The following is a 23914-nucleotide window of genomic DNA, read 5'->3' as shown; positions in this document are numbered from 1 at the left end:
GCGGCACGCCGCGCCAGTTCCGGCTTGAACGCGCCAGCCAATTAGATAACATGTTAATTAACGAGACCGGGCCATCGAAGCCCGCCGTTGACAACAGGGAGAGACGACTGATGAGGACAATTTGTCTGGCGTTGCTGCTGGCAGCAGGCGTGACGCCTGCGTTCGCGCAGGACAAGACCTTCGACCTGAAGATCTCGCACTGGGTGCCGGCCTCGCATCCGCTGCAGAAGTCGCTGGAGGACTGGGCGGCCGCGGTCGAGAAGGATTCCGGCGGCACCATCAAGGGCAAGGTGTTTCCAGCCCAGCAGCTCGGCAAGGCCTTCGACCATTACGACATGGCCCGCGACGGCATCGCCGACGTCACCTATGTCAATCCCGGCTATCAGCCCGGCCGTTTCCCGATCGTCGGCGCCGGCGAGCTGCCGTTCCTGATCTCGGACGCCAAGGGCGGCTCGATGGGGCTGGACGCCTGGTATCGGAAGTACGCCGAGAAGGAGATGAAGGACGTCAAATACTGCCTCGCCTTCGTCCACTCGCCCTCCTCGTTCCACTCCCGCACCAAGAAGGTCGTGGCGCCGGAAGACGTGAAGGGGATGAAGATCCGCCCGGCCCACGCCACCATGGCGAATTTCGTCACCTCGCTCGGCGGCACCAATGTGCAGTCCTCCGCGCCCGAAGTGCGCGACATCATCGAGCGCGGCGTCGCCGATGCGGTCACCTTCCCCTGGGGCTCGCTGGTGCTGTTCGGCATCGACAAGGTGACCAAGTACGACATGGAGGCGCCGCTCTACACCACCACGTTCGTGTTCGTGATCAACAAGGACAAGTACAATGCGATGTCCGACAAGCAAAAGGCCGCGATCGACAAGAACTGCTCGATCGAGATGGCGGGCGTGGTCGGCGAGCACTGGGGCAAGTTCGAGGACGCCGGCATCGACAAGGTGAAGGCGGAATCGGGTCACGAGGTCTACAAGCTGACGCCGGAGCAGACCGCCGCCTGGAAGAAGGCCGCCGAGCCGCTGGTCAAGACCTGGGCTGACGGCGCCAAGAAGACCGGCGCCGATCCCGATGCCGCGCTGGCGGATTTGAAGGCGTCGCTGAAGAAGTACAACGCGCTGGCGGAGTGACGCGATGGCAGGCTCTTCTTCCCCCTCTCCCCGTTCTTACGGGGAGAGGGTTGGGGTGAGGGGCCGCCTCCGCAAAAATAGTGGCAGATGGGCTCGCGGAGAGTCCCCCTCACCCGCCACGCTTCGCGTGTCGGCCTCTCCCCGCACGCGGGGAGAGGCGAAGTGCGGCGACATCTGGATCAAGAGAATGACATCACACAGGAAACACCCATGAAGCGCGCCTGGATGGATCGCGTCATCGACTCGATCGAATGGATCGCGGCCGGCTTCGTCGGCATCGTCGCGCTCGACATCTTCCTGTCGGTGCTGCTGCGCAACACGCTGAACTATTCGATTCCCGACAGCTTCGACATCGGCCGCATGCTGCTCGGCATCCTCATTTTCTGGGGCATCGCCGCGACCTCCTATCGCGGCACCCACATCACGGTCGATCTGGTGTGGGCCAATGTCGGGCCGCGCTACCAGCGCTGGATCGACGTGTTCGCGACACTGGTGCTGCTGTTCGTCGTCAGCGTGCAGACCTGGACCCTGTTCGACAAGGTGCGCGGCACCTACAACGACAACGTCCAGACCTTCGACATGCACATGCCGACCTGGCCGTTCTTCGCGGTCGCCTGGATYGGCGATATCTCCGCGGTGCTGCTGATCGCGATCCGCACCTACCGGCTGATCTTCCATCCCGAAGAAATGCACGACCCCAAGCTGAAGGCGACGGAGTAATCATGAGCACCGATGCTGTCGCCGTTCTCGGCTTCGTTTCCCTGTTCGCCCTGATGCTGCTGCGCGTGCCCGTCGGCATGGCCATGGGCCTGGTCGGCGTCTGCGGCTTCTCTTACCTTGTCAGCGGAACGGCGGCGCTGAAACTGGTCGGCCAGACCTCGATGCGGACGGTCACCGACTACACCTTCGGCGTCATCCCGATGTTCCTGCTGATGGGCTCCTTCGTCAGCCATTCCGGCATGAGCCGCGAGCTGTTCCGCGCCGCCAACGGCTTTGTCGGGCATTTGCGTGGCGGGCTCGGCATCGCCACCGTCGGCGCCTGCGGCGGCTTTGCCGCGATCTGCGGCTCCTCGGTCGCGACCGCCGCGACCTTCTCCGCGGTCGCCTACCCGGAGATGCGCCGGTTCGGCTATCCGCAGTCCTTTGCCACCGGCGTGATCGCGGCCGGCGGCACGCTGGGTGCGATGCTGCCGCCCTCCACCGTGCTCGCGGTCTACGGCATCATCACCGAGCAGGACATCGGAAAGCTGTTCATCGCCGGCATCATCCCGGGCCTGCTGGCGATGACCATGTACATGATCACCATCTTCCTGATCGGGTATTTCCGGCCCGACTTCCTGCCCAAGGGCAAGGTGACGCCGTGGCGCGAGCGCTTTGCCGGGTTGAAGGAGATCTGGGCGCCGGTGCTGCTGTTCGTGTTCGTCATCGGCGGCCTCTACGGCCTGCCGTTCCTGCCGCGCTTCACGCCGACGGAAGCCGGCGGCGTCGGCGCCGCCGGCGCCTTCATCATCGGCGTGGCCACCGGACGGCTCGACCGCGAAAAGATCCTGGCCTCGCTGCTCCAGGCGACGCGCACCGCGGCCGCGGTGTTCACCGTGCTGATCGGCGCCTTGATCTTCGGCTACTTCCTCACGGTGACGCAGACGCCGCAGAAGGTGACCGAATTCCTGACCGGCCTCGGCCTCGGCGCCTACGGCGTGCTGGCGCTGATCATGGTGATGTATCTCGTGCTCGGCTGCCTGATGGACGCCATGGCGATGATCATCCTCACCGTGCCGATCATCTTCCCCGTCATCATGCATCTCGGTTTCGACCCGATCTGGTTCGGCGTCATCATCGTCATGACCGTGGAGCTCGGCCTGATCCACCCGCCGGTCGGCATGAACGTCTTCGTCATCAAGAGCGTGGTGAAGGACGTCTCCTTCTCCACCATCTTCAAGGGCGTGATCCCGTTCGTGGCGACCGACCTGGTGCGGCTGGTGATCCTGATCGCATTTCCGCTGCTGGCGACGTGGCTGCCGACGCGGATGATGGCGCATTGAGAGGCGAAGCGATGGACACGCCGACGCTCGAAACCAAATACGTCTTCACCCTCACCGTGCGCATCGGCGACGTCATCACCGCCGGCGAGACCGGCATCGGGGTCCGCCGCATCATTCCGATCATCGGCGGCGAGGTCACCGGCACGATCAGCGGCAAGGTGCTGCCGTTCGGGGCCGATTTCCAGACCATCCGCCCCAACGAGCTGATCGATCTCGAAGCCAGATACGCCTTCGAGACCGACGACGGCGCCACCGTCTATATCGAGAACAAGGGCATGCGCTTCGGCCCGGTGGAGCTGTTGCAGAAGCTCAAGCGCGGCGAGCCGGTCGATCCCAAGCTGATCTATTTCCGCACCGTGCCGCGGTTCGAGACCGGACACGAGAAGTATCGATGGCTGATGCAGCACATTTTTGTCGCTTCAGCCGCGCGACACGCGGACCGCGTGGTGATCGACGTGCATCAGGTGATGTGAGGAATCGGTCTTTGACCTGGGGCGGACCTGGTTCAGAATGTAATCTGCGCCAAGTTGTGCAGACCACGGGAGTCCCACCATGTCTCTTATGGCTTCCAGCGAACCAGTCCCCCGACACAGCTTCGACTCCGCCGAAATGGGCGCCATCGCTCATCTCTACCGCGGCGAGGTCTATCGATCGACGATCTGGCGAACGCGGCTCGACAACACGACCAATTGGGCGATCGTCACCATGGGCATCGCGCTGTCGACGACATTCTCGAGCCCGGAGGCTTCGCCTCTGCCACTCGTACTCGTCGGACTGCTCCTTGCCGTGTTCCTTGGTATGGAGGCGCGGCGTTATCGCTATTTCAATGTCTGGCGTGCCCGGGCTCGTTGGCTAGAGAGGAATTTCTATGCGCCAATCTTCACCGGTGAAACGCACGATGATAGCTGGAAGGCTGTTCTCGCGCGCGACTACACTGCGCCCCGCCATCACATTTCATTTGTCCGCGCTGCCGGACGGCGGTTGCGTCGCAACTACGTCTGGATCCTCGCCATCCAGGCGACCGCCTATTACGGCAAGATTGCCATCCATCCGACGCCTGCAGTGACCTTGACGGAACTTATCGATCGCGCCGCCGTCGGACCGATTCCCGGCTGGGCCGTTCTGATCGTGGGCTTTGCCTACAATTTCGGGTGGCTGGCGTTTGCGCTCGGCACGATGTGGCTCGACCAACGCGAGCACGGGACCAAGGGCGACCAGGTGGCGATGGGCTGATGACACCGGCGGTTACCCGTTCCTGGGGGAGCCGAGGCGAGCGTAGCTGCCCCGCCGCCTGGGAGGGCTCCCCACCTTGACTCCTCGCAAATTCGTTATACAACATAACTATTCTGACAAGGACGCAAATGACACAGGGAAACGCCGAGACCGCTGACGCGGGTGCCTCCGGGCTGTTGAGGATCGAGCGGGCGGACCGGGTCCTGACCGTGGGTCTGAACCGGCCGGCCAAGCGCAACGCGCTGAACGACGGCATCATCCTGGAAATCGGCGAGTGCTTTGCGTCCCTGCCCGAGGATATCGGCGCGGTCGTCATCCACGGCATCGGCGATCATTTCTCCTCCGGCCTCGACCTGTCCGAACTCCAGGATCATGACGCCACCGGCGGGCTGCTGCATTCGCAGATGTGGCACCGGGTGTTCGACCGCATCCAGTACAGCCGCGTGCCGGTCATTGCGGCGCTGAAGGGCGCCGTGATCGGCGGCGGGCTGGAGCTGGCCTGCGCGGCGCATATCCGCGTCGCCGAGCCCTCGACCTACTTTGCGCTGCCGGAAGGCCAGCGCGGCATCTTCGTCGGCGGCGGCGGCTCGGTGCGGCTGCCGCGGCTGATCGGCGTGGCGCGGATGATGGACATGATGCTGACGGGACGCGTCTATACCGCGACCGAGGGCGCGTCCTACGGCTTTACCCAATATGTGACGGAGGCCGGCAACGGGCTCGGCAAGGCGCTGGAGCTTGCGACCAAGGTCGCCTCCAACGCGCCGCTGACCAATTTCGCCGTGCTCCAGGCGCTGCCGATGATCGCGGAGGCCAATCCGCAGACCGGCCTGTTGATGGAATCGCTGATGGCGACGGTGGCGCAGAGCGACAAGGAAGCAAAGCGCCGGATCCGCGAGTTCCTCGAGCACAAGACCGCCAAGGTAAAGCCGAAGTCATGAGCGCGCAGCCGTCCTCTTCCAGCATGGAGCGCGGCGCGAGCACTTCTCCGCTGCGGCCGATCTCGTTCGGCGATCCCGCAATCGACATCGAGCGCCGCGATGACGGCACGATTTACCTCAGGCCGAAGCAGCCGCTCGGCGACTATCCCGCCCGCATCACCGACCGCCTGCATCACTGGGCGAACACCACGCCGGACCGCGTCTTCATGGCGGAACGCGAAGGCGGCCGCTTCTGGCGCAAGATCAGCTACGCCGAGCTGCTCACCGCGAGCCGGCACATCGCCTCCGCGCTGATTGCGCGCGGCCTGTCGGCGGAGCGGCCGGTCGTGATCCTGTCCGGCAATTCGATCGACCACGCGCTGCTTGCCTTCGGCGCGTTCTATGCCGGCATTCCGTTCTGCCCGGTGTCGCCGGCCTATTCGCTGGTGTCGAAGGATTACGGAAAGCTCTCCTACCTGATGAAGCTGCTGACACCGGGCCTCGTCTTCGCCGAGGACGCCGACAGATTCGCGGATGCGCTCGCCGCCAACGTCTCGCTCGGCACCGAGATCGCCGCATCCTACGGCGCCGTGCCGGGGCGTGACGTCACCACGCTGGCCGACCTCATGGCGACGCCGATCCGCGGCGATCTCGACGCGGTGCACGGCAGGATCGGCCCCGACACCATCGCAAAATTCCTGCTGACGTCGGGCTCGACCGGCAATCCCAAGGCCGTCATCAACACCCAGCGCATGATCTGCGCCAACCAGGTGATGCTGCGCGAGACGCTCGCCTTCCTCAAGGACGAGCCGCCCGTCATCATCGACTGGCTGCCCTGGAATCACACCTTTGGCGGCAACCACAATATCGGGCTGACGCTCTACAATGGCGGCTCGATGTATCTCGACGCCGGCAAGCCGATGCCCGGCGGCATCGAGGAGACCGTGCGCAATCTCCAGGAGATTTCACCGACGGTCTATTTCAACGTGCCCAAGGGCTACGAGTCGCTGCTGCCTTACTTGCGCGACGACCAGGGCCTGCGCGCAAAGTTCTTCGACCGGCTGCACGCGATGTTCTTCTCGGGCGCGGCACTCTCGCCGTTCGTCTGGAACAGCCTCGACGAGCTCGCGGTCAAGGAGAAGGGCTACCGCGTGCCGATGCTCACCGGCTTAGGGGCGACCGAGACCGCGCCGTTCTTCATGTCGGTCAATCCGCGCACCAGCCGCTCCGGCCATGTCGGGCTTCCGGTGTCGGGCAATGACGCCAAGCTGGTGCCGAACAACGGCAAGCTCGAGGTGCGCTGCAAGGGACCGAACGTGATGCCCGGCTACTGGCGTCAACCCGAGATCACCGCAAAATCCTTCGACGAAGAGGGGTTCTACAAGCTCGGCGATGCCCTGAAGCCGTCCRACCCCGATGATTTCAATGCCGGCTTCGATTTCGACGGCCGCATCGGTGAGGATTTCAAGCTCGCGAGCGGGACCTGGGTCAGCGTCGGCCCGCTGCGCGCGCGCTTCGTCGGGGCCTGCGCACCGCTGGTGCGCGACGTCGTCATCGCCGGCATCAACCGCGACGAGATCTCCGCGCTCGTGGTGCTCGATCTCGACGGCTGCCGCCTGGTCAACCCGACGCTGCCGGCCGACGATCTCGTCGTGACCGCACGCGACCGGCTGGTGCGCGAGGCCTTCCGCGAGCGCCTGACCGCCTTCCTCGGCTCCGCCACCGGCTCCTCGACGCGGATCACGCGCGCGATCCTCATGGAAACGCCGCTGTCGATCGACAAGGGCGAGGTCACCGACAAGGGCTCGATCAACCAGCGCGCGGTGCTGGAACATCGCAACGCGTTGATCGAGGAGCTCTACGCTGCCAATCCGTCGGACCGTGTGATATCGGTCGGATAAACAAACACCGCCACAGGAGAACGCCATGTTGTTAAGGGATCAGGCAGCCATCGTGACCGGTGGCGCATCGGGACTGGGCGCGGCGACCGCGCGAAAGCTGGCGGCGCAGGGCGCCAGGGTCGCGGTCTGCGATCTCAACGCCAAGCTCGCCGAAACCGTCGCCGCCGAGATCAAGGGCGTGGCCGTGACCTGCGACGTCTCCGATGCCGCCTCGGCCGAAGCCGCCATTGCCGCGGCCACCAAGGCCCACGGCCCGGCGCGCGTGCTGGTCAACTGCGCCGGCATCGGCGTCGCCAAGCGCGTGGTCGGCCGCGACGGGCCGATGGCGCTCGCCGATTTCGACAAGGTGATCAAGGTCAATCTGATCGGCACCTTCAACATGCTTCGCCTCGCCGCTACGGAAATGTCCAAGCTCGAGCCGCAGGCGACCGGTGAGCGCGGCGTCATCATCAACACGGCCTCCGTTGCCGCCTATGACGGCCAGATCGGGCAGTCGGCCTATTCGGCCTCCAAGGGCGGCATCGTCGGCATGACGCTGCCGATCGCGCGCGAGCTCGCGCAGTTCGGCGTCCGCGTGCTGACGATTGCACCCGGCCTGTTCCTGACGCCGCTGCTCGCCAACCTGCCGCAGGAAGCCCAGGATTCGCTCGCCGCCGCGATCCCCTTCCCGCGCCGGCTCGGCCATGCCGACGAATTCGCCGCGCTCGCGCTGCACATGGTCGAGAATTCGTACCTCAACGGCGAAGTGGTCCGGCTCGACGGCTCGCTGCGCATGGCGCCGAAGTAAGGCGCAACGAAAGCAAGGCCACCACATGTTCGTGAACAGGCGCGAGGTACAGATCCAGTGGGGCGATTGCGACCCCGCCAACATCGTCTATTACCCGCGCTATTTCGCGATGTTCGACGATTCGACGTCGACCCTGTTCGAGGTTGCCGGGTTCTCCAAGCAGGACCTGGTCCGCAAGTACGGCCTGGTGGGGATCCCCATGGTCGACACGCGGGCCAAGTTCTACATCCCCTCGACCTATGGCGACTGGATCACCATCGAAACGAAGATCGAGAGCATCAAGCGCTCGAGCTTCGAGGTGAAGCACAATGTCTACAAGGGCGAGGCGCTGGCGATCGAGGGTTTTGAAACCCGCGTCCTGGTCGCCCGCGATCCGGTTAACCCCGACAAGCTGAAATCCGCACCGTTCCCGGCGGAAATGGTAGCGAAATTCGTAGGGAATTAGATCCTGGCCGGTTCCTGGAGCTAAATCGCCGCATCACCAAAAGACGGGGCTGAATTCACGTTCGATTTCTGCTTTCAAAGAAAACACGTAAAGGGAGGAATAGATGAAACGCTTTTACCTGACCGCCGCGATCGCCGCGGCCACGCTCGCGTTGCCGGCGCTGCCCGCGCTGGCCCAGACCAGTGAAGTCACCATCGGCATCACCACCACCACCACCGGCCCGGGTGCCGCGCTCGGCATCCCCGAGCGCAACGCGCTCGAATTCGTGCCGAAGGAAATCGGCGGCGTGCCGCTGAAGGTGATCGTGCTCGACGACGGCGGCGATCCCACCACCGCGACCACCAACGCCCGCCGCTTCGTCACGGAATCCAAGGCCGACATCATCATGGGTTCGGCGCTGACGCCGCCGACGATCGCGGTCTCCAATGTCGCCAACGAAGCCGGCATTCCGCATTTCGGGCTGGCGCCGTTCCCGATCACGCCGGAGCGCATGAAGTGGTCGGTGGCGATGCCGCAGCCGATTCCGATCGTGGGCAAGGTGCTGTACGACCACATGAAGAGCAAGGGCGTGAAGACCATCGGCTATATCGGCTATTCCGACTCCTATGGCGACCTCTGGTTCAATGACCTGAAGGCCCAGGCCGTGCCGATGGGCATGACCATCGTCGACGAGGAACGCTTCGCCCGTCCCGACACGTCGGTGACCGGGCAGGTGCTGAAGCTCGTCGCCGCCAATCCCGACGCGATCCTGGTCGGCGCCTCCGGCACCGCGGCAGCACTGCCGCAGACCGAGCTGCGCGAGCGCGGCTATCAGGGCCTGATCTACCAGACCCATGGCGCGGCCAGCATGGACTTCATCCGCATCGCAGGTAAGGCGGCCGAAGGCGTGCTGATGGCCTCGGGCCCGGTGATGGACCCCGAGGATCAGCCGGACGAGGCCGCGACCAAGAAGCCGGGCCTCGCGCTCAACGCGGCCTATGAAGGCAAGTACGGCCCGAACAGCCGCAGCCAGTTCGCCGGCCATTCCTACGACGCGTTCGAGATCCTGAAGCGCGTGATCCCGACGGCGCTGAAGACGGCGAAGCCCGGCACGCCGGAATTCCGCGAAGCCATCCGCCAGGCGCTGCTGTCCGAGAAGGAGCTGGCGGCGAGCCAGGGCGTCTACAACTTCACCGAAAAGGACCGCTACGGCCTCGACGAGCGCTCCCGCATCCTGCTCACGGTGAAGAACGGCAAGTACACGCTGGTGAGGTGAGCGCGGCGAGAGTTTTGCGACGACGGGGGCCGGCCCGATGGGCCGGCTCTTTTGTTTTTGGCTTTGAGGGTGAGCTGCGGCTCCAACGCTGGTGCGCTCCCCCTCCCGCTTGCGGGAGACGGGTGGGGTGAGGGCATCTCCGCGTAGGGAGTCGAGATATGCGGAAGAAATCCCCCAGAGGAGAGAGCCCTCACCCGCCACGCTCTGCGAGCGTGTCGACCTCCCCCGCACGCGGGGGAGGTGCACCGAGCCTGTGGAAGCGGTACGCGCCTCAAGCCGCCTGCCGCAGCGGGGTCCAGGCGAACTCGGGATAATACGCGTCCATCATCCGGTCGACATAGGCGGTGAGGTTCGGAAATCCTTCGGCGCGCTCGCGCAGCTTGGACTCGAAGAACGGCGTCAGCATTCCGGCAAGCATACCAAAGGCGGTGGCATCGACCCCGCAGGGCTTGTTGCCCATCAGATAGGCCTTGTCGCCGAGCTGCACCGAGAGCGCAAACAGCGAGCGCAGGGCGAGATCGACGTCGTCATCGGGCGCGTGACGGCCAAGGCCGGAGAGCAGATAGTTCTCGGCGACGCGGAATTGCGCATCCTCGCGCAGCTTCTCGCGATTGTGCTCCGGCGCGCCGTCGAAGAAATGCGCGGGCCCCTTGGCGAAGTTGACGGAATCGACCCAGCGCGCGCCCACCACCGCCCAATAGACGTGATGCTCGATCATGCGCTCGAACGCCCAGGCCTGCGCGCGCTCCTGCAACGAGAGGCCGGCGTCGAAATCGAAGCCGTAGCGGCGCTCGATATGGGCCCGGATGAAGGTGGAATCGGCCACCGCCTCGCCGCCATCGTCGATGAAGGGCAATTGCCCCTTGGGCGAGGCCGGCGGCATCGCCCGCTCCTTCCGGTAGGGCAGTCCCGCCATCTTGAGCTGAACCTCCGTCTTGGTGACGAAGGGGCTGATTTCCGGCAGGCCGAAACCCGTGCCAAAGCCATAAAGCGTGATCATCTGAGTGCTCCTGGACCGCGAAAGAGTTGAGGGAACCTATCGGCCGGCTGCTGCCACCATGGTGGCAGCAGCCGTGATATCTTCTGCGAAACGGGCTCCCTGCCAGGCGCGGCCCATGACATGGCGGACCAGCGCGTCCGCGGCCTGGACCAGCGAGCGCGTCACGACGCTCACCAGCGCAAAGCGGAGGTCGACGGCCATGAGATCAGGGGATACGAGGCGGCCGAACGCCAAGAGCTGCGACGCTTTGGCCTGCCAAGCCCAGATTTGGAAAGCCTGGCCGTGCCACAGCGGACCGGCCGGGCCGAAATGGGTCGGAATGATCATGGACAAATCCTCTTCAGTCGATGTGTTGTCCCGGTATAGAACCCCCCTGCTGCCAACATCCTGTCAGCATCCACGCGCCGGATTTTGAGCGGGCTGCGGTCAGGAATTTGGAAAGAGAATTGTCATGAGACGCGCCGACCGGCTGTTTCAGATCATCCAGGTGCTGAGGCGCACGCGCAAACCGCTGACGGCGGACGCGATCGCGGCCGAGCTCGAGACCTCGAAGCGCACCATTTATCGCGACATCGCAACGCTGATGGGCCAGCGCGTGCCGATCCGCGGCGAAGCCGGCATGGGCTACATCCTGGAGAAGGGATTCGACCTGCCGCCGCTCATGCTGACACCCGACGAGATCGAGGCGGCGGTGCTCGGCGCGCAATGGGTCGCGGGCCATGCCGACACCGCGCTGGCGCGCGCGGCCGAAGATCTGATGGCCAAGATCGCCGACACCGTGCCTGAGCGCCTGCGCCCCTTCGTGCTGGAGCCCGCGAGCCGCGCGCGGCCGAGCTGGAACAGGGAGCCGGACCGCCTCGACATGGCGCGCACGCGCACCCAGATCCACGAAGGCAAGAAGATCATGCTGCGCTATCGCGACGAGCAGGGCCGCCCCAGCGAGCGCATGATCTGGCCGATTTCGGTCGGCTATCTCGAAGCGGTCCGCCTGCTCGCGGCCTGGTGCGAGCTGCGCAGTGATTTTCGCAGCTTCCGCACCGACCGCGTGGTGGAGGCGTCCTATCTCGACGAACGATATCCGGAGCGGCGCGACGTGCTGCGCGCGCGATGGCGGCAGAGCCTAGTCTGGGGTCCGCCCAAAGATACGTGAAGGATATTTGACGACGATGGACGACACATCCACCATCGACCCATCGAGCTGCTGCCAGAGTTGCGGCGCCTGCTGCGGCTATTCGGCGAACTGGCCGCGTTTCTCGATCGAGAGCGACGAGGAACTTGCGGCGATCCCGGAACAGCTCGTCAACGCGCGGCAATCCGGCATGCGCTGTGAGGGCGATCGCTGTTCGGCGTTGCAGGGAGAGATCGGCAAGGCGACCGCGTGCGGCGTCTATGCGGTGCGGCCGGAGGTGTGCCGCACCTGCATGCCGGGCGATGCCGAATGCGCGATGGCGCGGCGGAAATTCGGGCTGCCGGTGATCGTCAGCGCATGATCCGGAAAAGTATGCAGCGGTCTTCCGCTCGCGACAAACGCGCAGCGTTTGCGCGGAGATCAGGCGCCGATAAAGAGCTAAAGCGCGATCTTGCGCTTTAAGCCGGAACGGCTTCCGCGACCTCGTCGTCGAACTCGTCGTCGAGCGGCGCAAGCACCGAGAGCGGCTTGGTCGACAGCGTGATCGGCTTGCGGCCACCCGACAGCGACGGCGACGATTTGACCTTGCCTTCGCGCGACAGCGCGTAGAGCGTCGAGCCGACGCGGCCGCCGTTCTCGATCAGGTCACGCTCGTTGCAGCTGGCTGCGATCGCGACCGCCAGCGAGTGCAGGTGGCTGCGGCGATAGCAGAACAGCGCCAGCCTGGCGCGCGCGTCAGGGGAAACACTCTCAACCAGCCTCGGCAGGCCACTCTCGCTGGCACGATACATTTCGCCAAGGAGCTCGTCGCGAACCGGGCAGAAATCGCTTTCATATGCGTCGCGGCTTGAAAACATTGCAGTTCTCCTCGATGCCGAAGATGCAGCGCAATTCTCTAATGAAAGGTTAACCACCCGGGGCGGTAGTCACCCGGGGGTCCTTGCTCCTATGGCGCGAATCAGTCGGCCCCGGCGGGGGCTTTCCCTGGGGCCATCCTTCGAGACGCCCGCCTTCGGCGGGCCCTCAGGATGAGGTCTGTTTCTGCTGAAAGATTCCAACCCCTCACGGTGAGGAGGCGCGAAGCGCCGTCTCGAACCATGCAGGCCCGGCGGCTTTACGTAGCCCGGATGGAGCGAAGCGTAATCCGGGAGGATCGCAGTGCGTGGCACGACCCCGGATTGCGCTTCGCTCCATCCGGGCTACGAAATCAGCCAAGCCTTACGCCCCGACCGCGCCGTCAGTTCGCCGCCATGAGGATGGAGAGACCGAAGCCGGTCAGGTGGTGCAGCGCCTGGTCGACGCCGATCAGGGTCCAGAACCAGGGATGCTCCTGGTTGACGCCGAAATTGGCCGAGACGAGGCCCTTGGCCCGGTCGACCGTGATGTGGATCGCGAAATCGATCAGGGCCACGAACCAGAATCTCGGCGCGACGATCAGGATCAGCGGCAGCGCAACCGCAAGGTGAATCAGGCAGTGCACGAGAAGCGGCAGAGCCCAGCCGTGCTTCTGGTCCTTGCCGTGCGCCATCCAGGCGGTCTGAAGCACGAAATCGGCGATGATGTGCTTGAAGGTGAGCAGCAGCATCCAGCCAATGAGCGCTTCAACCGGAACCGCCGATGACATGGGTGGAAACGACACGCTGACGCCCTCATTGAGGTGACAAGAAAAATTGGAGCGTTCGGCGCAACTTCTTCTTGGACCGGTCAAATCGCCGGGACCTCTGATTTATGACATCTCCCGCGGCGGAATGCAGCCGGGGGAAACGGGAAAATCGCCAACTGTGGCTAAACGGTGATAGGATGACCAATCGCCGCGGGCGGCCGGGTAACGTTACCTTCGGCTCGAAATTTGCTTTCCGGTGCCGGCGCGCTATCATCCCGACCAGAGGATTATCGTTCTTATTTCAGACGGTTACGAGTTTTCCAGCGCGCCGGCCGGGCTACCCGGCGCCGCCGCCATAACAGGATTGATTGAGGCCAGAGTGCTGCCATGAGTACTGAAGGCCCGACTTCATTGACCGAGCCGCCGCCGCGGCGCCCCAAGGTGATCAAGACCAATCAGCAGCAGGTCCTGCTGTACGTCGTGCTGACCTTGCTGCTGTCGCTTGCCACCGTCTGGGCCGGCCGCACGCTGGTGCACAGTTCGGAGACGCTGACCTTTGCCGCCGGCGCCCCCAACAGCGACGAAGCCTTGTTCGCGGCCAAGCTCGCCGCTGTGCTGAAGAACAACGCCTCGCGTTTCCGGATCAAGGTCGTCAACAATCCCGACAGCGCCAAGGCGCTCGCACAGTTCGACCGCCGCCAGGCCGATCTCGCCATTCTGCGCACCGATGCCAAGGTGCCGCCGCGGGCCCGCACGCTGGCGATCCTGGAGCACGATCTCGTGCTGCTGCTCGGTCCCGGCAACAAGAAGATCAAGTCGCTTGCCGAGTTGAAGAAGAAGAAGGTCGCCGTCGTTGCCGAGAACGAGTCCTCGCTTGCCTTCGTCCGCAATATCCTCGACATCCCCGACGGTCCCGACGCCGCGAAGATCCAGATGGCACCGCAGGGCGCGACCCTCGACAAGCTGTTTGCGCCGGCGAGCGGCTTTGGTGCGGTGATCGCCATCGTCCACGCGTCCAGGGCGGTGCGCGACAAGGCCTATGAGCAGGTCGCCAAACGCGGCGGCTTCACGCTGAACGCGATCGACGAGGCCAAGGCGCTGGCGCGCAAATTCCCCGGGATTTCCGCCGAGACACTGACGGCAGGCACGCTGTCCGCATCGCCCGAAATCCCCGACGATGATCTCGACACGATCGGGCTCGAATGGCTGCTGGTCACGCAATCCAAGATGTCGGTGACCACGGCCGGAGAGCTTGCGCGCATCGTCTACGAGAACAAGTCCGCGCTCGGGCTCGACAACGGCTTCGCGACCCACATCGAGCCGGCCTCCGTCGAGAAGGATGCCTTCGTGATGGCGCATCAGGGGGCGGCCGACTACATCAACGACGACACCAAGTCGTTCATGGATAAGTACAGCGACCTGATGTACCTGGGCGCCGCCGCGCTGAGCGTCATCGGCTCGATCTTCGCGGCGATCTACGCCAAGATCACCCGGATCGCGCCGGAGAAGGCCAGCGAGCTCTCCACCGCCATCCTCGATATCGGCGAGCGCATCGAGCACGCCCATTCGCTGGATCAGCTCGAATGCCTCCAGGACGAGCTGGAGGGCATTCTGCGCGGCGCCGTCATCGGGCTGAGAGACGGCACGATCAGTACCGACGGGCTCGACACGTTCAAGCTCGGCTACGAGTTCGTCCGCGACGAGATCGGGATGCGCCGCGACTACCTGAAGCGCCGTGCCGGCGACGCCGACAAGGCGGCTCACGATGCCGCCCCTCCCCAGCATGACGACAGCAATGTCGTGGTGGTGAAGACGGCTCAGAGTGCCTGACCTATCAAGCCGTCTTCAGACTTGGCCTGTAGACTTGGACCTGCAGACTTGGGCCTGCCGGCATTTCCAGCCGGAACCCGGGAACCCTCCCCATCCGCAACCGTTTGCTCCCGGATGCAACCGGAGAACGCAGCATGCGTACACTCCTCATCATCATCCTCGTGGGAATGCTGACGGCGGTCGGCTACTTCGCTTATTCCGCAATGACGATCGAGGGTGAGCCGATCCCGACGGAAGGCTATGTGGCACTGGTGCTGGGAGCGGGGTTTTCCATCGTTGTCGGCGTCGGCCTGATGGTGTTGCTGTTTTTCAGCAGCCGCCACGGTTACGACGAGCCGCCACATTTCAGGTAGGCGCCTGTTTCGGGAAGACTTGTCGGGAAGATTTGGGTCGAAGATTAGGGTCAAGGGCAGCTCAGCCCRCCTTCACGTCGGCCGTCCCCAGCGCTTGCGCCCTGATCCGGGCAATGGCGCGCTTCAGCGCCACCTGCCGGCGGTCGGGCTCGGCCGCGGCGCGCGCCTCGGYCATCGCGCCGGAAAGGTCGCTCAACGGCAGCGCGCCGTCGAAGGTCGGCTTCGCCAGGCCGTCGATGATGGCGTGCCAGTCGGCCAGACCGTGGCGATAGGGATCGCCGTGGCCCGCGATCATGTTGGCGCTGTCGATGATCGCCGGCACCGCCGCCGGCTGCTTGGCCAGCGCGCGCGAGATCATGTGCAGCCAGCGCTCGACCCAGGCCCGCTCCTCGGCGTAACGGATCGAGAACAGCCGCCAGCGCTTCAGCGCCGCCTCCAGCTTGAGACGCCGGATCCCGATCCAGCTCGCGCTCGAGAACCGGATCGAGACCCGCCGGTGACGCCATCCGATCATGTCGAGCGCATCGAGCACCGGCTCGCCGGCAATCGCCGGCAGCGCGTCGATCAACTCGTCGAAGCGGAACTTCATGACCTCGACCGATGGCGGCCCGCCGCCGGCAAGCTCCATCAGCTTCAACTGCGCGATCCGGATCGGATCCTCATAGGCCATCCGCATCGCCATCAATCGTGCGACCTCGCTGAGCGTGCGGCCATCGTCACCGAAACGGCTGACGAAGCGGCAGACCCRGTCGACATAGAGCTGGGCATAGCTCGTGCCCTGATATTCGGTGAGGYGATGAATGCCGTCGCTGACAACGGGCGCCGCAGCTTCCGGCAGCCCCTCGGGCAGGAACGGCGGCGTGTCGTCCTCCTCTCCGATGAGATCTTCGAAGAGGTAGCGAAGCGAAGCCAGGATGCCGTCGTCATTCGCCACGCGATCAATTCCCTCAAGCAATGCGGGGCCTCAAGCAGGCTTCGCTGCCATCGCCGCGATCGCCGCGGTCTGTTGAGCCAGCCGCTGCTCAAGCGTGCTGAGGTTCTGGAACAGGCGCGCGCTCGATAGCCGCAGAAAATAGAAGCCGAAGGCCGGGTTCTGCACGTAGAGCTCCTCGACCTTGTTGTAGCCGACGCGAAGGATGACTCCGGGCTCGACGCATTCGAGGGTCTGCGTGCGGGTGTTCGACGGTGACAGCATGCCGAGCTCGCCGACGATGGCGCCGACCGGCAGCTCGATGCCGGATTCGACCAGGCGGAAGCGGCCGCTGACGATATAGGCCATGTCCTCGGCTTTCTCGTCCTTGTAGAACAGCACCTCACCGGCCTTGCATTTGTGCTCGGTCATGAACGGCTTCAGCCAGTCCATCGAGAGGTCGGAGTTGACCGACTTGCGGACGTCGCGCACGAGCTGGAGCATCTGGTGCAGGCGATAGGCATTGAGGCAGAGCACCAGGACCTGCACGCCGATCACCAGATAATTGTGCGCTGGGATGGCGGTCGCGATCAGGACGAGATTGGTGAGAATGCCGAAGACGCGGAGCGGGATCATCGTCCGCATGGTGGTGGTGGCGACCACGAACACCGAGGCGAACAGGGCGCCGGCGGTTCCTGCGTGCTGTGCAATATGTGACGTATCCATGGGGCCAACCAACCTTGACATGAACGTAACGGGCTCGCCGGGGCGAGAACGCCCAACATCACGGCCGCGCATCCCCCTATATGGGGAAGAACGGACGGCTTGTCTGTGATTTAGCCCATTGGATGTGCGGATTCCGGGGGGCCGATAAAGCGGCCTGCCGTCGTTGACGGCCTCCGCCCGGGCGGGCACTTTGGCGCCGAAGTCCCAGCCGGGGCCTCAGCAATCCATCCCGAGACCGGGCCGCCTTCCCGCATGTCGAAGCCACTGATTCCAGCGCTGGCACAGTTCGTGGCCGCCACGGCCGGCCGCAACATGACCAAGGCGGCCTATGTGGCCGTGACCGTCGGCGTCGTGACCATGGTGCTCTTGACGGTCAACCCGGCCTATGAGGCGGCGCACCGCTGGGTCGACGCCCTGCTCTGGGTCTGCCTGGTCTATTTCGTGTTCGAATGGCTGGTCCGGCTGCGCCACATGAGGCGAACCGAGCGCCTTGCGCTCTACATGTCCTCCTCCGCCGGCATCGTCGATGCGATCGGAGCGCTGGCCGTGCCGGTCGCGCTGATTCTCGGCGTCGAGCTCCGGACGGCCTGGCTGCTCAGCGTGCTCTGGGTCCTGAAAGTGGTGCCGGGCATTCCCGGCCTGCGGCAGCTGCGCCGCGTGCTGGTGCTGGAATCCGGCCCGCTGCTCAGCGTGCTCGTGATCTTCCTGATGGTGGTCTTCCTCGCCTCGGTCGCCGAATATTTCCTGGAGCGGGACGTACAGCCGCAGACCTTCGGCAGCGTGCCGGCCGCGCTGTGGTGGGCGGTGGTGACCTTGACGACGACCGGCTATGGCGACGTGGTGCCGGTCACGCCGCTCGGACGCATGGTGGCGGCGCTGGTGATGATCTCCGGCCTCGGCGTGTTCGGCCTGTGGACCGGTATTCTTGCGACCGGCTTTGCCGCCGAGACCCGGCGCGACAATTTTCTCAAGACCTGGGAATCCGTCAGCAAGGTGCCGTTCTTCGCGGCGCTCGGACCGGCGGCGATCGCCGACGTCACCCACATGCTGCGGACCATGGAGCTGCCGGCGCGCACCATGATCATCCGCAAGGGCGCGCAGGGCGACTGCATGTATTTCATCGCCGCCGGCGAGGTCGAGGTCGACCTGCCCGGCAAGAAGGTGCGGCTCGGCGACGGCGCCTTCTTCGGCGAGATGGCGCTGCTCGGCAACAACATGCGCGGCGCCAACGTCTCGACCACAAAGGTGTCGCGGCTGCTGGTGCTCGACCTCGTCGACTTCCGCGTGCTGATGGCGCGGCATCCCGATCTCGCCGAGACCATCGACGCCGAGGCCAAGCGCCGCACGCTCGAAAACAAGTAAATGGAGACAAGAATGTCGGATACAGCCGACGCGGCTAGCAGCCCCGTGCTCGAAATCAGCGGCGCGCGCGCCACCATCCGCCTCAACCGGCCCAAGCACCTCAACCGGCTCCAGGCCGAGGATCTCGGCGAGCTCGTCAAACTGTTCGACCGGGTCGAGGCCGATCCGGCGCTCCGCGTGCTGGTGCTGACCGGCACGGGGCGGGCGTTCTCGGCCGGCTACGACCTCAATTCGGTCGCCGAGCGCGCGGTCARCGCCAGCGAGCAGCAAAGCGCGGGCTCGGCCTTCGAGGTGGTGGTGAACCGGCTGGAGGATCTCGGCGTGCCGACGATCTGCCGGCTCAACGGCGGCGTCTATGGCGGCTCGACCGACCTCGCGCTCGCCTGCGATTTCCGCATCGGCGTCGACACCGCCGAGATGTTCATGCCGGCGGCGCGGCTCGGGCTGCACTACTACAGGAGCGGCATCAAGCGCTACGTGACGCGGCTCGGCGTCGACAACGCCAAGAAGCTGTTTCTCACGGCACAGAAGATCAGCGCGCCGGAAATGCTGCGGATCGGCTACCTCACCGCCATGGTGCCGGAGGAAACGCTCGACGAGGAAGTCGACAGGCTTGCCAACATTCTCGCCGGCAACGCGCCGAAGGCGATGCGCGGCATGAAGCGCGCGATCAACGAATTCGCCCGCGGCGAATTGGACGAACAAGCCGCCGACCAGCGCCACCGCGACAGCATGCGCGGCGACGAGATCAAGGAAGGCATCAAGGCGTTCGCGGAGAAGCGAGCGCCAAAATTCTGATCACGCCCGCTTCGACCGCATCGCGCGCACCTGCGTGAGCTCGGGATCGCGGACGAGCGCCTGGTAGCGTTTGCTGTCGACGGCGTAGATCGCGATCCGGCCCTCACTGTCGGCATGAACGCCCCAGCCGAAGCGCTTGCCGAGGCTCGACGCCCTTATGCACGCCTGCCCCCGGGAGAAGAACGCTTCGCGGGCCGCACGCTTCTCCGTCTTCGTCGCCTTCACATCGAGCTCGCGTCCCGGCGCAGACGTCGCGAAGATCACGTCGTCGGACGTGTATTTGTAGGGCGCCTTGGCGATCATCCCGTATTGCAGGCACGCCACCGTCGGCTTTCCCCCGCGGAGCGGCGGCTCCTCGCCGGTACGCGCGGGACAGTCTTCAGCAACCCGGATGAAGGTGTTGAAGCAGTTGGTCGTGTGCATCGTCATCTGCAACCCCGGATCGTTCAACCACCAACGGCCGCCGCATGCCGGGCTGCCATCTCGTCATCCGCCGCATTGATGCGCTGGAACGCAGGCCGCGACGTCATCCGCTCGGCATAACGGACGAACACGTCCTTCTTCGGCACGATCCCGAACATCATGGTCCAGCTGAACGCGACACCCCACAAGATATCCGCGGCCGTCATCCGCTCGCCAAGCAGATAGGGTCCCTTGGACAATTGCGCCTCGAGCGCACCCAGCATGGTATCATAGTCGGCATAAGGCGACTGCGTGATCGGCGCGGGCTCGCGCTGCATGAACTTGTCGATCAGGGCCGGCTCGAACGACGCGCCGTAATAGGCGATCCAGCGCAGGTAAGGGCCACGCCGCGGATCGTTGAGTGCCGGCGTGAGGCCGGCCTGCGGAAACAGATCGGCGAGAAAGATGGTGATCGCGACCTGCTCGGTGACGAGCGCCTCGCCGTGGCGGACCGCCGGCACCTTGCCGAGCGGATTGATGGCGAGGTAGGCGGGCCGGCGCTGCTCGCCCGCCTTCATGTTGAGGACATGGAGATCGTAGGGCGCCCCCAGCTCCTCCAGCAGCACCCGCGTGCCGGTGGCGCGGCTTTGCGGCGAATAATACAGCGTGATGCGGTTCGGATCGGTCATGGCAGGTCTCCATCTGGCCGGCTGGCGATGGCGCTTGTAGCGGACCATACCTGACATCCTGTGTCAGGTATGGTTTAAAGGATCATGCGCGCGAGCCGGATGCTGTCGATCCTCACCACCCTCCAGGCGAAGGGGCAGGTCACTGCGCCTGAATTGGCCGAGGCCTGCGAGGTGTCGGTGCGCACGATCTATCGCGACATCGACGCGCTCGCGGCGTCCGGCGTCCCTGTTTATGCCGACCGCGGCGCGGAGGGCGGCTACCGCCTGCTCGACGGCTACCGCGTGCGGCTGAACGGATTGTCGCAGAACGAGGCGGAAGCGCTGTTTCTGACCGGACTGCCCGGCCCGGCTGCGGCGCTTGGGTTTGATGCGGCGATGATCGCCGCACAGAACAAGCTGATGGCGGCGCTGCCCGCTCATTTGCGCCGGGATGCCGGCCGGATGCAGGAGCGCTTCCATCTGGACGCGCCGGGCTGGTTCGGCGAGACGGAAGAACCAAAACATCTGCGCGCCATTGGCGGCGCGACATTACGCGGAACGCTGATCAAAATCCGCTACCAGAGCTGGCGATCGGAGAAGCAGCGCCGCGTCGCGCCGCTCGGCCTCGTGCTGAAGGGCGGCAGCTGGTATCTCGCGGGCCAGGTCGACGGCAGCGTGCGGACCTATCGCGCCGCGCGCGTGCTCGACTGCACGGTGCTCGACGACCCTTTCGATCGTCCCGCCGATTTCGATCTCGCCGCCTATTGGCAGGCCGCAACGCTGCGCCTCGAGGCCGAGATGCATCCCAATGTCGCGATCGTGCGGCTGTCGCCATTCGGCGTCAAACTGCTGGACGCGCTGAGCCAGCCTTACGTCAAGGCGCGCACGCAGCTTGAAGAGACCGCCGACGCGGACGGCTGGCGGATCGCCAGGGTGCCGACCGGCAAGACGTCGTGGCACGCCGCGGCCGAATTGCTGCGGCTCGGGCCCGAGGCCGAAGTGCTGGAGCCGGCCGATCTGCGCGAGAAGATGGCGGAGCTGACACAGGCGATGGCCACGCGCTATCGCGCATCGTCGCAGGCCATGGCGCCGGCGGCGCGGAAGGCCTGACCATGGCGCACCTTGCCGCAGCCCACGAAACAATCCTGAAACACGATTCTCAGCCCCCGCCATGAACGCATTCCCGCTTCGGCCCGACCGAGATGCAGGGACACAACAACGGCCTCGCGCCACACTGGAGAATGAAGATGTTTCGTAAGCTTGCACTTGGTCTGATCGCCGCCGGTTCGCTCGGCGCGGCCGCCCTCGCCCCCACCGCCGCGTCGGCCCACGGCTTCCATCACCATTGGGGTCCCGGCTGGGGCTTTGGCGGCATCTACGTCAACACCGGCGTCAACAATTGCTACCAGGAGCGCGTCGTCCGCACCCGCCACGGCCTGCGCGTCCGCGTCGTGAACGTCTGCGCCTACGGGATCTACTGATATCGCGCGTCCACAACAAAACCCCGATCGCTCCGCGATCGGGGTTTTTGCGCGCCGCACCGCATTTGATCAACGCGGCTGGCGCTGCCGGCGAAACCAGGCCCAGGTCTCACGCGTCGTCGCGATGTAGCCGCGGCCGCGATGGACGATCTCGCCGTCGACGATCTCGTTCAGCTTCGGCAGCGCGTGGAAGGGTATCGAGGGATAGGCGTGATGCTCGACATGGTAGGGCATATTCCACGCGAACCATTTGACGATCGCGGCGGTGTAGGTGGTGCGCGTGTTCTGGAAGGCGCTGCGGGTGCGGTCGCAGCCGGTGTGCTCGGCATAGAGATAGGGCCGCAGGAAGAACTGCCCGATGACAAGCGGCACGATCCAGACCCAGAGCAACAGCGCCGAGGAGAACCACAGCGAGAGCGCGAGCAGCAGCGCATAGAGCGCAGCATAGGCGCGCGCCTCGCGCACGATGGTGGCGCGCTTGTTTTCGGGAATCCAGGGCACGGTGACCTTGCCGGTCACGGCGTGGCCGAGCATCAGCCAGAGGCGGCCGGCGACCTGAAGCAGGCCGCTATAGGCGAGCGCCAGTTGCGTATCGGATTTCGGCTTCACGCCGACGATCAGCTCCGGGTCCTTGTCCGGATCCTGGGTGTAGCGGTGATGGTCCCAGTGAAACAGGCAGTAATATTCGTAAGGTTGTCCGATGATGAAGCCCGAGGGATAGCCGACCGCAAGGTTGAGGCCACGGCTCCTGAACGCGGTCTTGTGCGCGGTCTCGTGCAGCGCCATGAACAGGAAGGCGACGAAATAGCCCTGCACCGCCATCAGCGGCAGCGCCCATAACACCCCCCAGGCCGAAGAGACCTTCCAGACCAGCGCGCCGACCAGCACGACCAGGCCGTAATGGCTGAGGCTTTTCGCGGCCCCCCTGAGATTGGAGCGCACCGACAATTCACGCAGCATCGCCGGCGTCAGCGGCTTCAGGCGATGGCCGGGCTCTGAAATCGTTGCGTCGCTCATGATCGGATGCCTGCCCTACTTGCTGAGGAGTTCTGCGATCTCGGCCTTGAGGAAGGCCTGATCGCGCGGATTGTTGACGGGATTTCCGGCGCGATGGCCGTGCAGCGACGGGATCGGATGCAGCACCGCGGACTTCGCGTTGAGCAGCCGGCCGAGCTCGTCCTCGTTGTCGCGGACATCGAAATAACGATCAGTCGCGCCGGGCATCAGCAGCATATGCGCCTTGATCGCGGCGAGCGCGCGGTCGACATCGCCGGAGAACTCGGCGCACCGGCTGATGTCGCCGTTCTGCCAGATGTCGATCTGCACCAGCAGGTCGTTGGCGTCGCGCCGGGCAAAGGTCGCGTCCCAGCCGCGGACGAGATAGTCTTCCAGCGAGCTGAAGCCGGCTTCGCGCCAGACCTCGTCGCGGTAGAAGCCGTGCGACATCGCCCAGCCGGCATAGACGCGACCCATCGCCCGGAAGCCAGCCACGGGCTTGTCGACGAAACGGCCGTCGCGGAAGGCGGGGTCGGCGGTCAGCGCGGCCTTCACGCCTTCGAGGAAGACGTAGTTATAGGGCGCGCAGCGGGCGCTGCCGCACACCACCGCGGCACGTTCCACCATATCGGGATAGCGGGCCGCCCAGTGATAGGCCTGCATGCCGCCCATCGACCAGCCATAGACCAGCGCGAGCTTCGCGATGCCGAAACGTTCGGCGAGCAGGCGGTGCTGGACCGCGATCGCGTCGTGATAGGTCACCTGCGGGAACGACGCGCCGGCGAAGTTCGACGGTGACGACGACAGGCCGTTGCCGAACAGATTCGGGATGATGATGAAATAGCGTTCGGGATCGAGCACACCGTCGGGCCGGATCAGCCACTCGGTGTCATAATGCTGCGCGCTGAACGAGGTCGGGTAGAGGATGACGTTGTCCTTGGCCGCGCTC

28 protein-coding genes are annotated in these 23914 nt (G+C 65.0%); 18 read left to right on the top strand and 10 right to left on the bottom strand.

What is annotated here, in order from left to right:
• Positions 1 to 110: 110 nt before the first annotated feature.
• The 10 genes from ACXJL8_RS01620 (at position 111) to ACXJL8_RS01575 (ending at position 9707) form a co-directional block, all read left to right on the top strand.
• Positions 111 to 1127 (top strand): TRAP transporter substrate-binding protein, encoded by a 1017-nt coding sequence (locus tag ACXJL8_RS01620; protein WP_456623701.1) that lies wholly within the window; start codon positions 111 to 113, stop codon positions 1125 to 1127.
• Positions 1128 to 1337: 210 nt separating this feature from the next.
• Complete coding sequence (locus ACXJL8_RS01615) at positions 1338 to 1847, top strand: TRAP transporter small permease (protein WP_456623702.1); 510 nt, start codon at positions 1338 to 1340, stop codon at positions 1845 to 1847.
• Between the two features lie 2 nt (positions 1848 to 1849).
• A complete protein-coding gene (locus tag ACXJL8_RS01610; RefSeq protein WP_456623703.1) occupies positions 1850 to 3169 on the top strand; it encodes a TRAP transporter large permease in 1320 nt (439 codons plus the stop codon).
• Positions 3170 to 3180: 11 nt separating this feature from the next.
• Positions 3181 to 3642: a DUF3237 domain-containing protein gene (locus ACXJL8_RS01605; RefSeq protein ID WP_456623704.1), complete on the top strand. Its 462-nt coding sequence runs from the start codon at positions 3181 to 3183 to the stop codon at positions 3640 to 3642.
• Between the two features lie 79 nt (positions 3643 to 3721).
• The gene (locus ACXJL8_RS01600) at positions 3722 to 4402 is read left to right on the top strand and encodes a DUF2270 domain-containing protein (RefSeq protein WP_456684513.1); all 681 of its coding nucleotides are present in this window, start codon (positions 3722 to 3724) and stop codon (positions 4400 to 4402) included.
• A 128-nt stretch (positions 4403 to 4530) separates the two neighbouring features.
• Entirely contained in the window at positions 4531 to 5340 is an 810-nt protein-coding gene (locus ACXJL8_RS01595) for a crotonase/enoyl-CoA hydratase family protein (protein ID WP_456623706.1), read from the top strand.
• Positions 5337 to 7220, top strand: coding sequence for a feruloyl-CoA synthase (locus ACXJL8_RS01590; protein WP_456684512.1), 1884 nt, complete (start codon positions 5337 to 5339; stop codon positions 7218 to 7220). Before ACXJL8_RS01595 ends, ACXJL8_RS01590 begins: the two co-directional genes overlap by 4 nt.
• Positions 7221 to 7245: 25 nt before the next feature.
• Positions 7246 to 8007 carry an SDR family NAD(P)-dependent oxidoreductase gene (locus ACXJL8_RS01585; RefSeq protein ID WP_456623708.1) on the top strand — a complete coding sequence of 254 codons (762 nt, stop codon included), beginning with the start codon at positions 7246 to 7248 and terminating at the stop codon, positions 8005 to 8007.
• A gap of 25 nt (positions 8008 to 8032) precedes the next feature.
• Positions 8033 to 8452, top strand: coding sequence for an acyl-CoA thioesterase (locus tag ACXJL8_RS01580; RefSeq protein ID WP_456623709.1), 420 nt, complete (start codon positions 8033 to 8035; stop codon positions 8450 to 8452).
• A 103-nt stretch (positions 8453 to 8555) separates the two neighbouring features.
• A complete protein-coding gene (locus ACXJL8_RS01575; RefSeq protein ID WP_456623710.1) occupies positions 8556 to 9707 on the top strand; it encodes an ABC transporter substrate-binding protein in 1152 nt (383 codons plus the stop codon).
• A gap of 271 nt (positions 9708 to 9978) precedes the next feature.
• On the opposite strand, the gene ACXJL8_RS01570 is transcribed toward ACXJL8_RS01575, so the two are convergent.
• Positions 9979 to 10707: a glutathione S-transferase family protein gene (locus ACXJL8_RS01570; RefSeq protein ID WP_456623711.1), complete on the bottom strand. Its 729-nt coding sequence runs from the start codon at positions 10705 to 10707 to the stop codon at positions 9979 to 9981.
• A gap of 36 nt (positions 10708 to 10743) precedes the next feature.
• Positions 10744 to 11034 (bottom strand): hypothetical protein, encoded by a 291-nt coding sequence (locus ACXJL8_RS01565; protein WP_456623712.1) that lies wholly within the window; start codon positions 11032 to 11034, stop codon positions 10744 to 10746.
• A 124-nt stretch (positions 11035 to 11158) separates the two neighbouring features.
• Here ACXJL8_RS01565 and ACXJL8_RS01560 point away from each other — a divergent pair, with 124 nt between their 5' ends.
• Entirely contained in the window at positions 11159 to 11857 is a 699-nt protein-coding gene (locus tag ACXJL8_RS01560) for a helix-turn-helix transcriptional regulator (protein WP_456623713.1), read from the top strand.
• 16 nt (positions 11858 to 11873) lie between these two features.
• On the top strand, positions 11874 to 12197 hold the full coding sequence (locus tag ACXJL8_RS01555; protein WP_456623714.1) for a YkgJ family cysteine cluster protein: 324 nt from the start codon (positions 11874 to 11876) through the stop codon (positions 12195 to 12197).
• Positions 12198 to 12294: 97 nt separating this feature from the next.
• Here ACXJL8_RS01555 and ACXJL8_RS01550 read toward each other — a convergent pair whose 3' ends face one another.
• Positions 12295 to 12693 carry a hypothetical protein gene (locus tag ACXJL8_RS01550; RefSeq protein ID WP_456623715.1) on the bottom strand — a complete coding sequence of 133 codons (399 nt, stop codon included), beginning with the start codon at positions 12691 to 12693 and terminating at the stop codon, positions 12295 to 12297.
• 380 nt (positions 12694 to 13073) lie between these two features.
• The gene (locus ACXJL8_RS01545) at positions 13074 to 13421 is read right to left on the bottom strand and encodes a DUF3307 domain-containing protein (RefSeq protein WP_456623735.1); all 348 of its coding nucleotides are present in this window, start codon (positions 13419 to 13421) and stop codon (positions 13074 to 13076) included.
• A gap of 405 nt (positions 13422 to 13826) precedes the next feature.
• On the opposite strand from ACXJL8_RS01545, the gene ACXJL8_RS01540 reads away from it, so the two are divergent.
• Both ACXJL8_RS01540 and ACXJL8_RS01535 read left to right on the top strand, forming a co-directional pair.
• Entirely contained in the window at positions 13827 to 15269 is a 1443-nt protein-coding gene (locus tag ACXJL8_RS01540) for a TAXI family TRAP transporter solute-binding subunit (protein ID WP_456623716.1), read from the top strand.
• A 134-nt stretch (positions 15270 to 15403) separates the two neighbouring features.
• On the top strand, positions 15404 to 15622 hold the full coding sequence (locus ACXJL8_RS01535; RefSeq protein WP_456623717.1) for a hypothetical protein: 219 nt from the start codon (positions 15404 to 15406) through the stop codon (positions 15620 to 15622).
• A 61-nt stretch (positions 15623 to 15683) separates the two neighbouring features.
• Here ACXJL8_RS01535 and ACXJL8_RS01530 read toward each other — a convergent pair whose 3' ends face one another.
• Together ACXJL8_RS01530 and ACXJL8_RS01525 are read right to left on the bottom strand one after the other, a co-directional pair.
• Positions 15684 to 16556, bottom strand: a complete 873-nt coding sequence (locus ACXJL8_RS01530; protein WP_456684511.1) for a DUF6537 domain-containing protein — start codon at positions 16554 to 16556, stop codon at positions 15684 to 15686.
• 30 nt (positions 16557 to 16586) lie between these two features.
• Positions 16587 to 17258, bottom strand: coding sequence for a Crp/Fnr family transcriptional regulator (locus ACXJL8_RS01525; protein WP_456623719.1), 672 nt, complete (start codon positions 17256 to 17258; stop codon positions 16587 to 16589).
• A 252-nt stretch (positions 17259 to 17510) separates the two neighbouring features.
• On the opposite strand from ACXJL8_RS01525, the gene ACXJL8_RS01520 reads away from it, so the two are divergent.
• Positions 17511 to 18620: a cyclic nucleotide-gated ion channel gene (locus tag ACXJL8_RS01520; RefSeq protein ID WP_456623720.1), complete on the top strand. Its 1110-nt coding sequence runs from the start codon at positions 17511 to 17513 to the stop codon at positions 18618 to 18620.
• Positions 18621 to 18632: 12 nt separating this feature from the next.
• Positions 18633 to 19418: an enoyl-CoA hydratase/isomerase family protein gene (locus tag ACXJL8_RS01515; protein ID WP_456684510.1), complete on the top strand. Its 786-nt coding sequence runs from the start codon at positions 18633 to 18635 to the stop codon at positions 19416 to 19418.
• On the opposite strand, the gene ACXJL8_RS01510 is transcribed toward ACXJL8_RS01515, so the two are convergent.
• Both ACXJL8_RS01510 and ACXJL8_RS01505 read right to left on the bottom strand, forming a co-directional pair.
• A complete protein-coding gene (locus ACXJL8_RS01510) occupies positions 19419 to 19847 on the bottom strand; it encodes a DUF6157 family protein (RefSeq protein WP_456623722.1) in 429 nt (142 codons plus the stop codon).
• A 17-nt stretch (positions 19848 to 19864) separates the two neighbouring features.
• Positions 19865 to 20509, bottom strand: coding sequence for a glutathione S-transferase family protein (locus ACXJL8_RS01505; RefSeq protein WP_456623723.1), 645 nt, complete (start codon positions 20507 to 20509; stop codon positions 19865 to 19867).
• A gap of 84 nt (positions 20510 to 20593) precedes the next feature.
• Between ACXJL8_RS01505 and ACXJL8_RS01500 the strand changes: the two genes are divergently transcribed.
• Positions 20594 to 21598, top strand: a complete 1005-nt coding sequence (locus ACXJL8_RS01500; protein ID WP_456623724.1) for a helix-turn-helix transcriptional regulator — start codon at positions 20594 to 20596, stop codon at positions 21596 to 21598.
• Between the two features lie 137 nt (positions 21599 to 21735).
• Positions 21736 to 21969, top strand: coding sequence for a hypothetical protein (locus ACXJL8_RS01495; protein WP_456623725.1), 234 nt, complete (start codon positions 21736 to 21738; stop codon positions 21967 to 21969).
• 69 nt (positions 21970 to 22038) lie between these two features.
• Here the strand turns inward: ACXJL8_RS01495 and ACXJL8_RS01490 are convergent, their stop codons facing one another.
• Together ACXJL8_RS01490 and ACXJL8_RS01485 are read right to left on the bottom strand one after the other, a co-directional pair.
• Positions 22039 to 22986, bottom strand: coding sequence for a fatty acid desaturase (locus ACXJL8_RS01490; RefSeq protein WP_456623726.1), 948 nt, complete (start codon positions 22984 to 22986; stop codon positions 22039 to 22041).
• Positions 22987 to 23001: 15 nt separating this feature from the next.
• Positions 23002 to 23914, bottom strand: a 913-nt coding sequence (locus tag ACXJL8_RS01485; protein ID WP_456684509.1) for an alpha/beta fold hydrolase, incomplete at its 5' end; no start/stop codon positions are given.

The organism is Bradyrhizobium sp. P5_C11_2 (genome assembly GCF_054049755.1).
The sequence above is the reverse complement of the archived record's forward strand: the minus strand, read 5'-3'. Positions and strand labels throughout refer to the sequence as shown.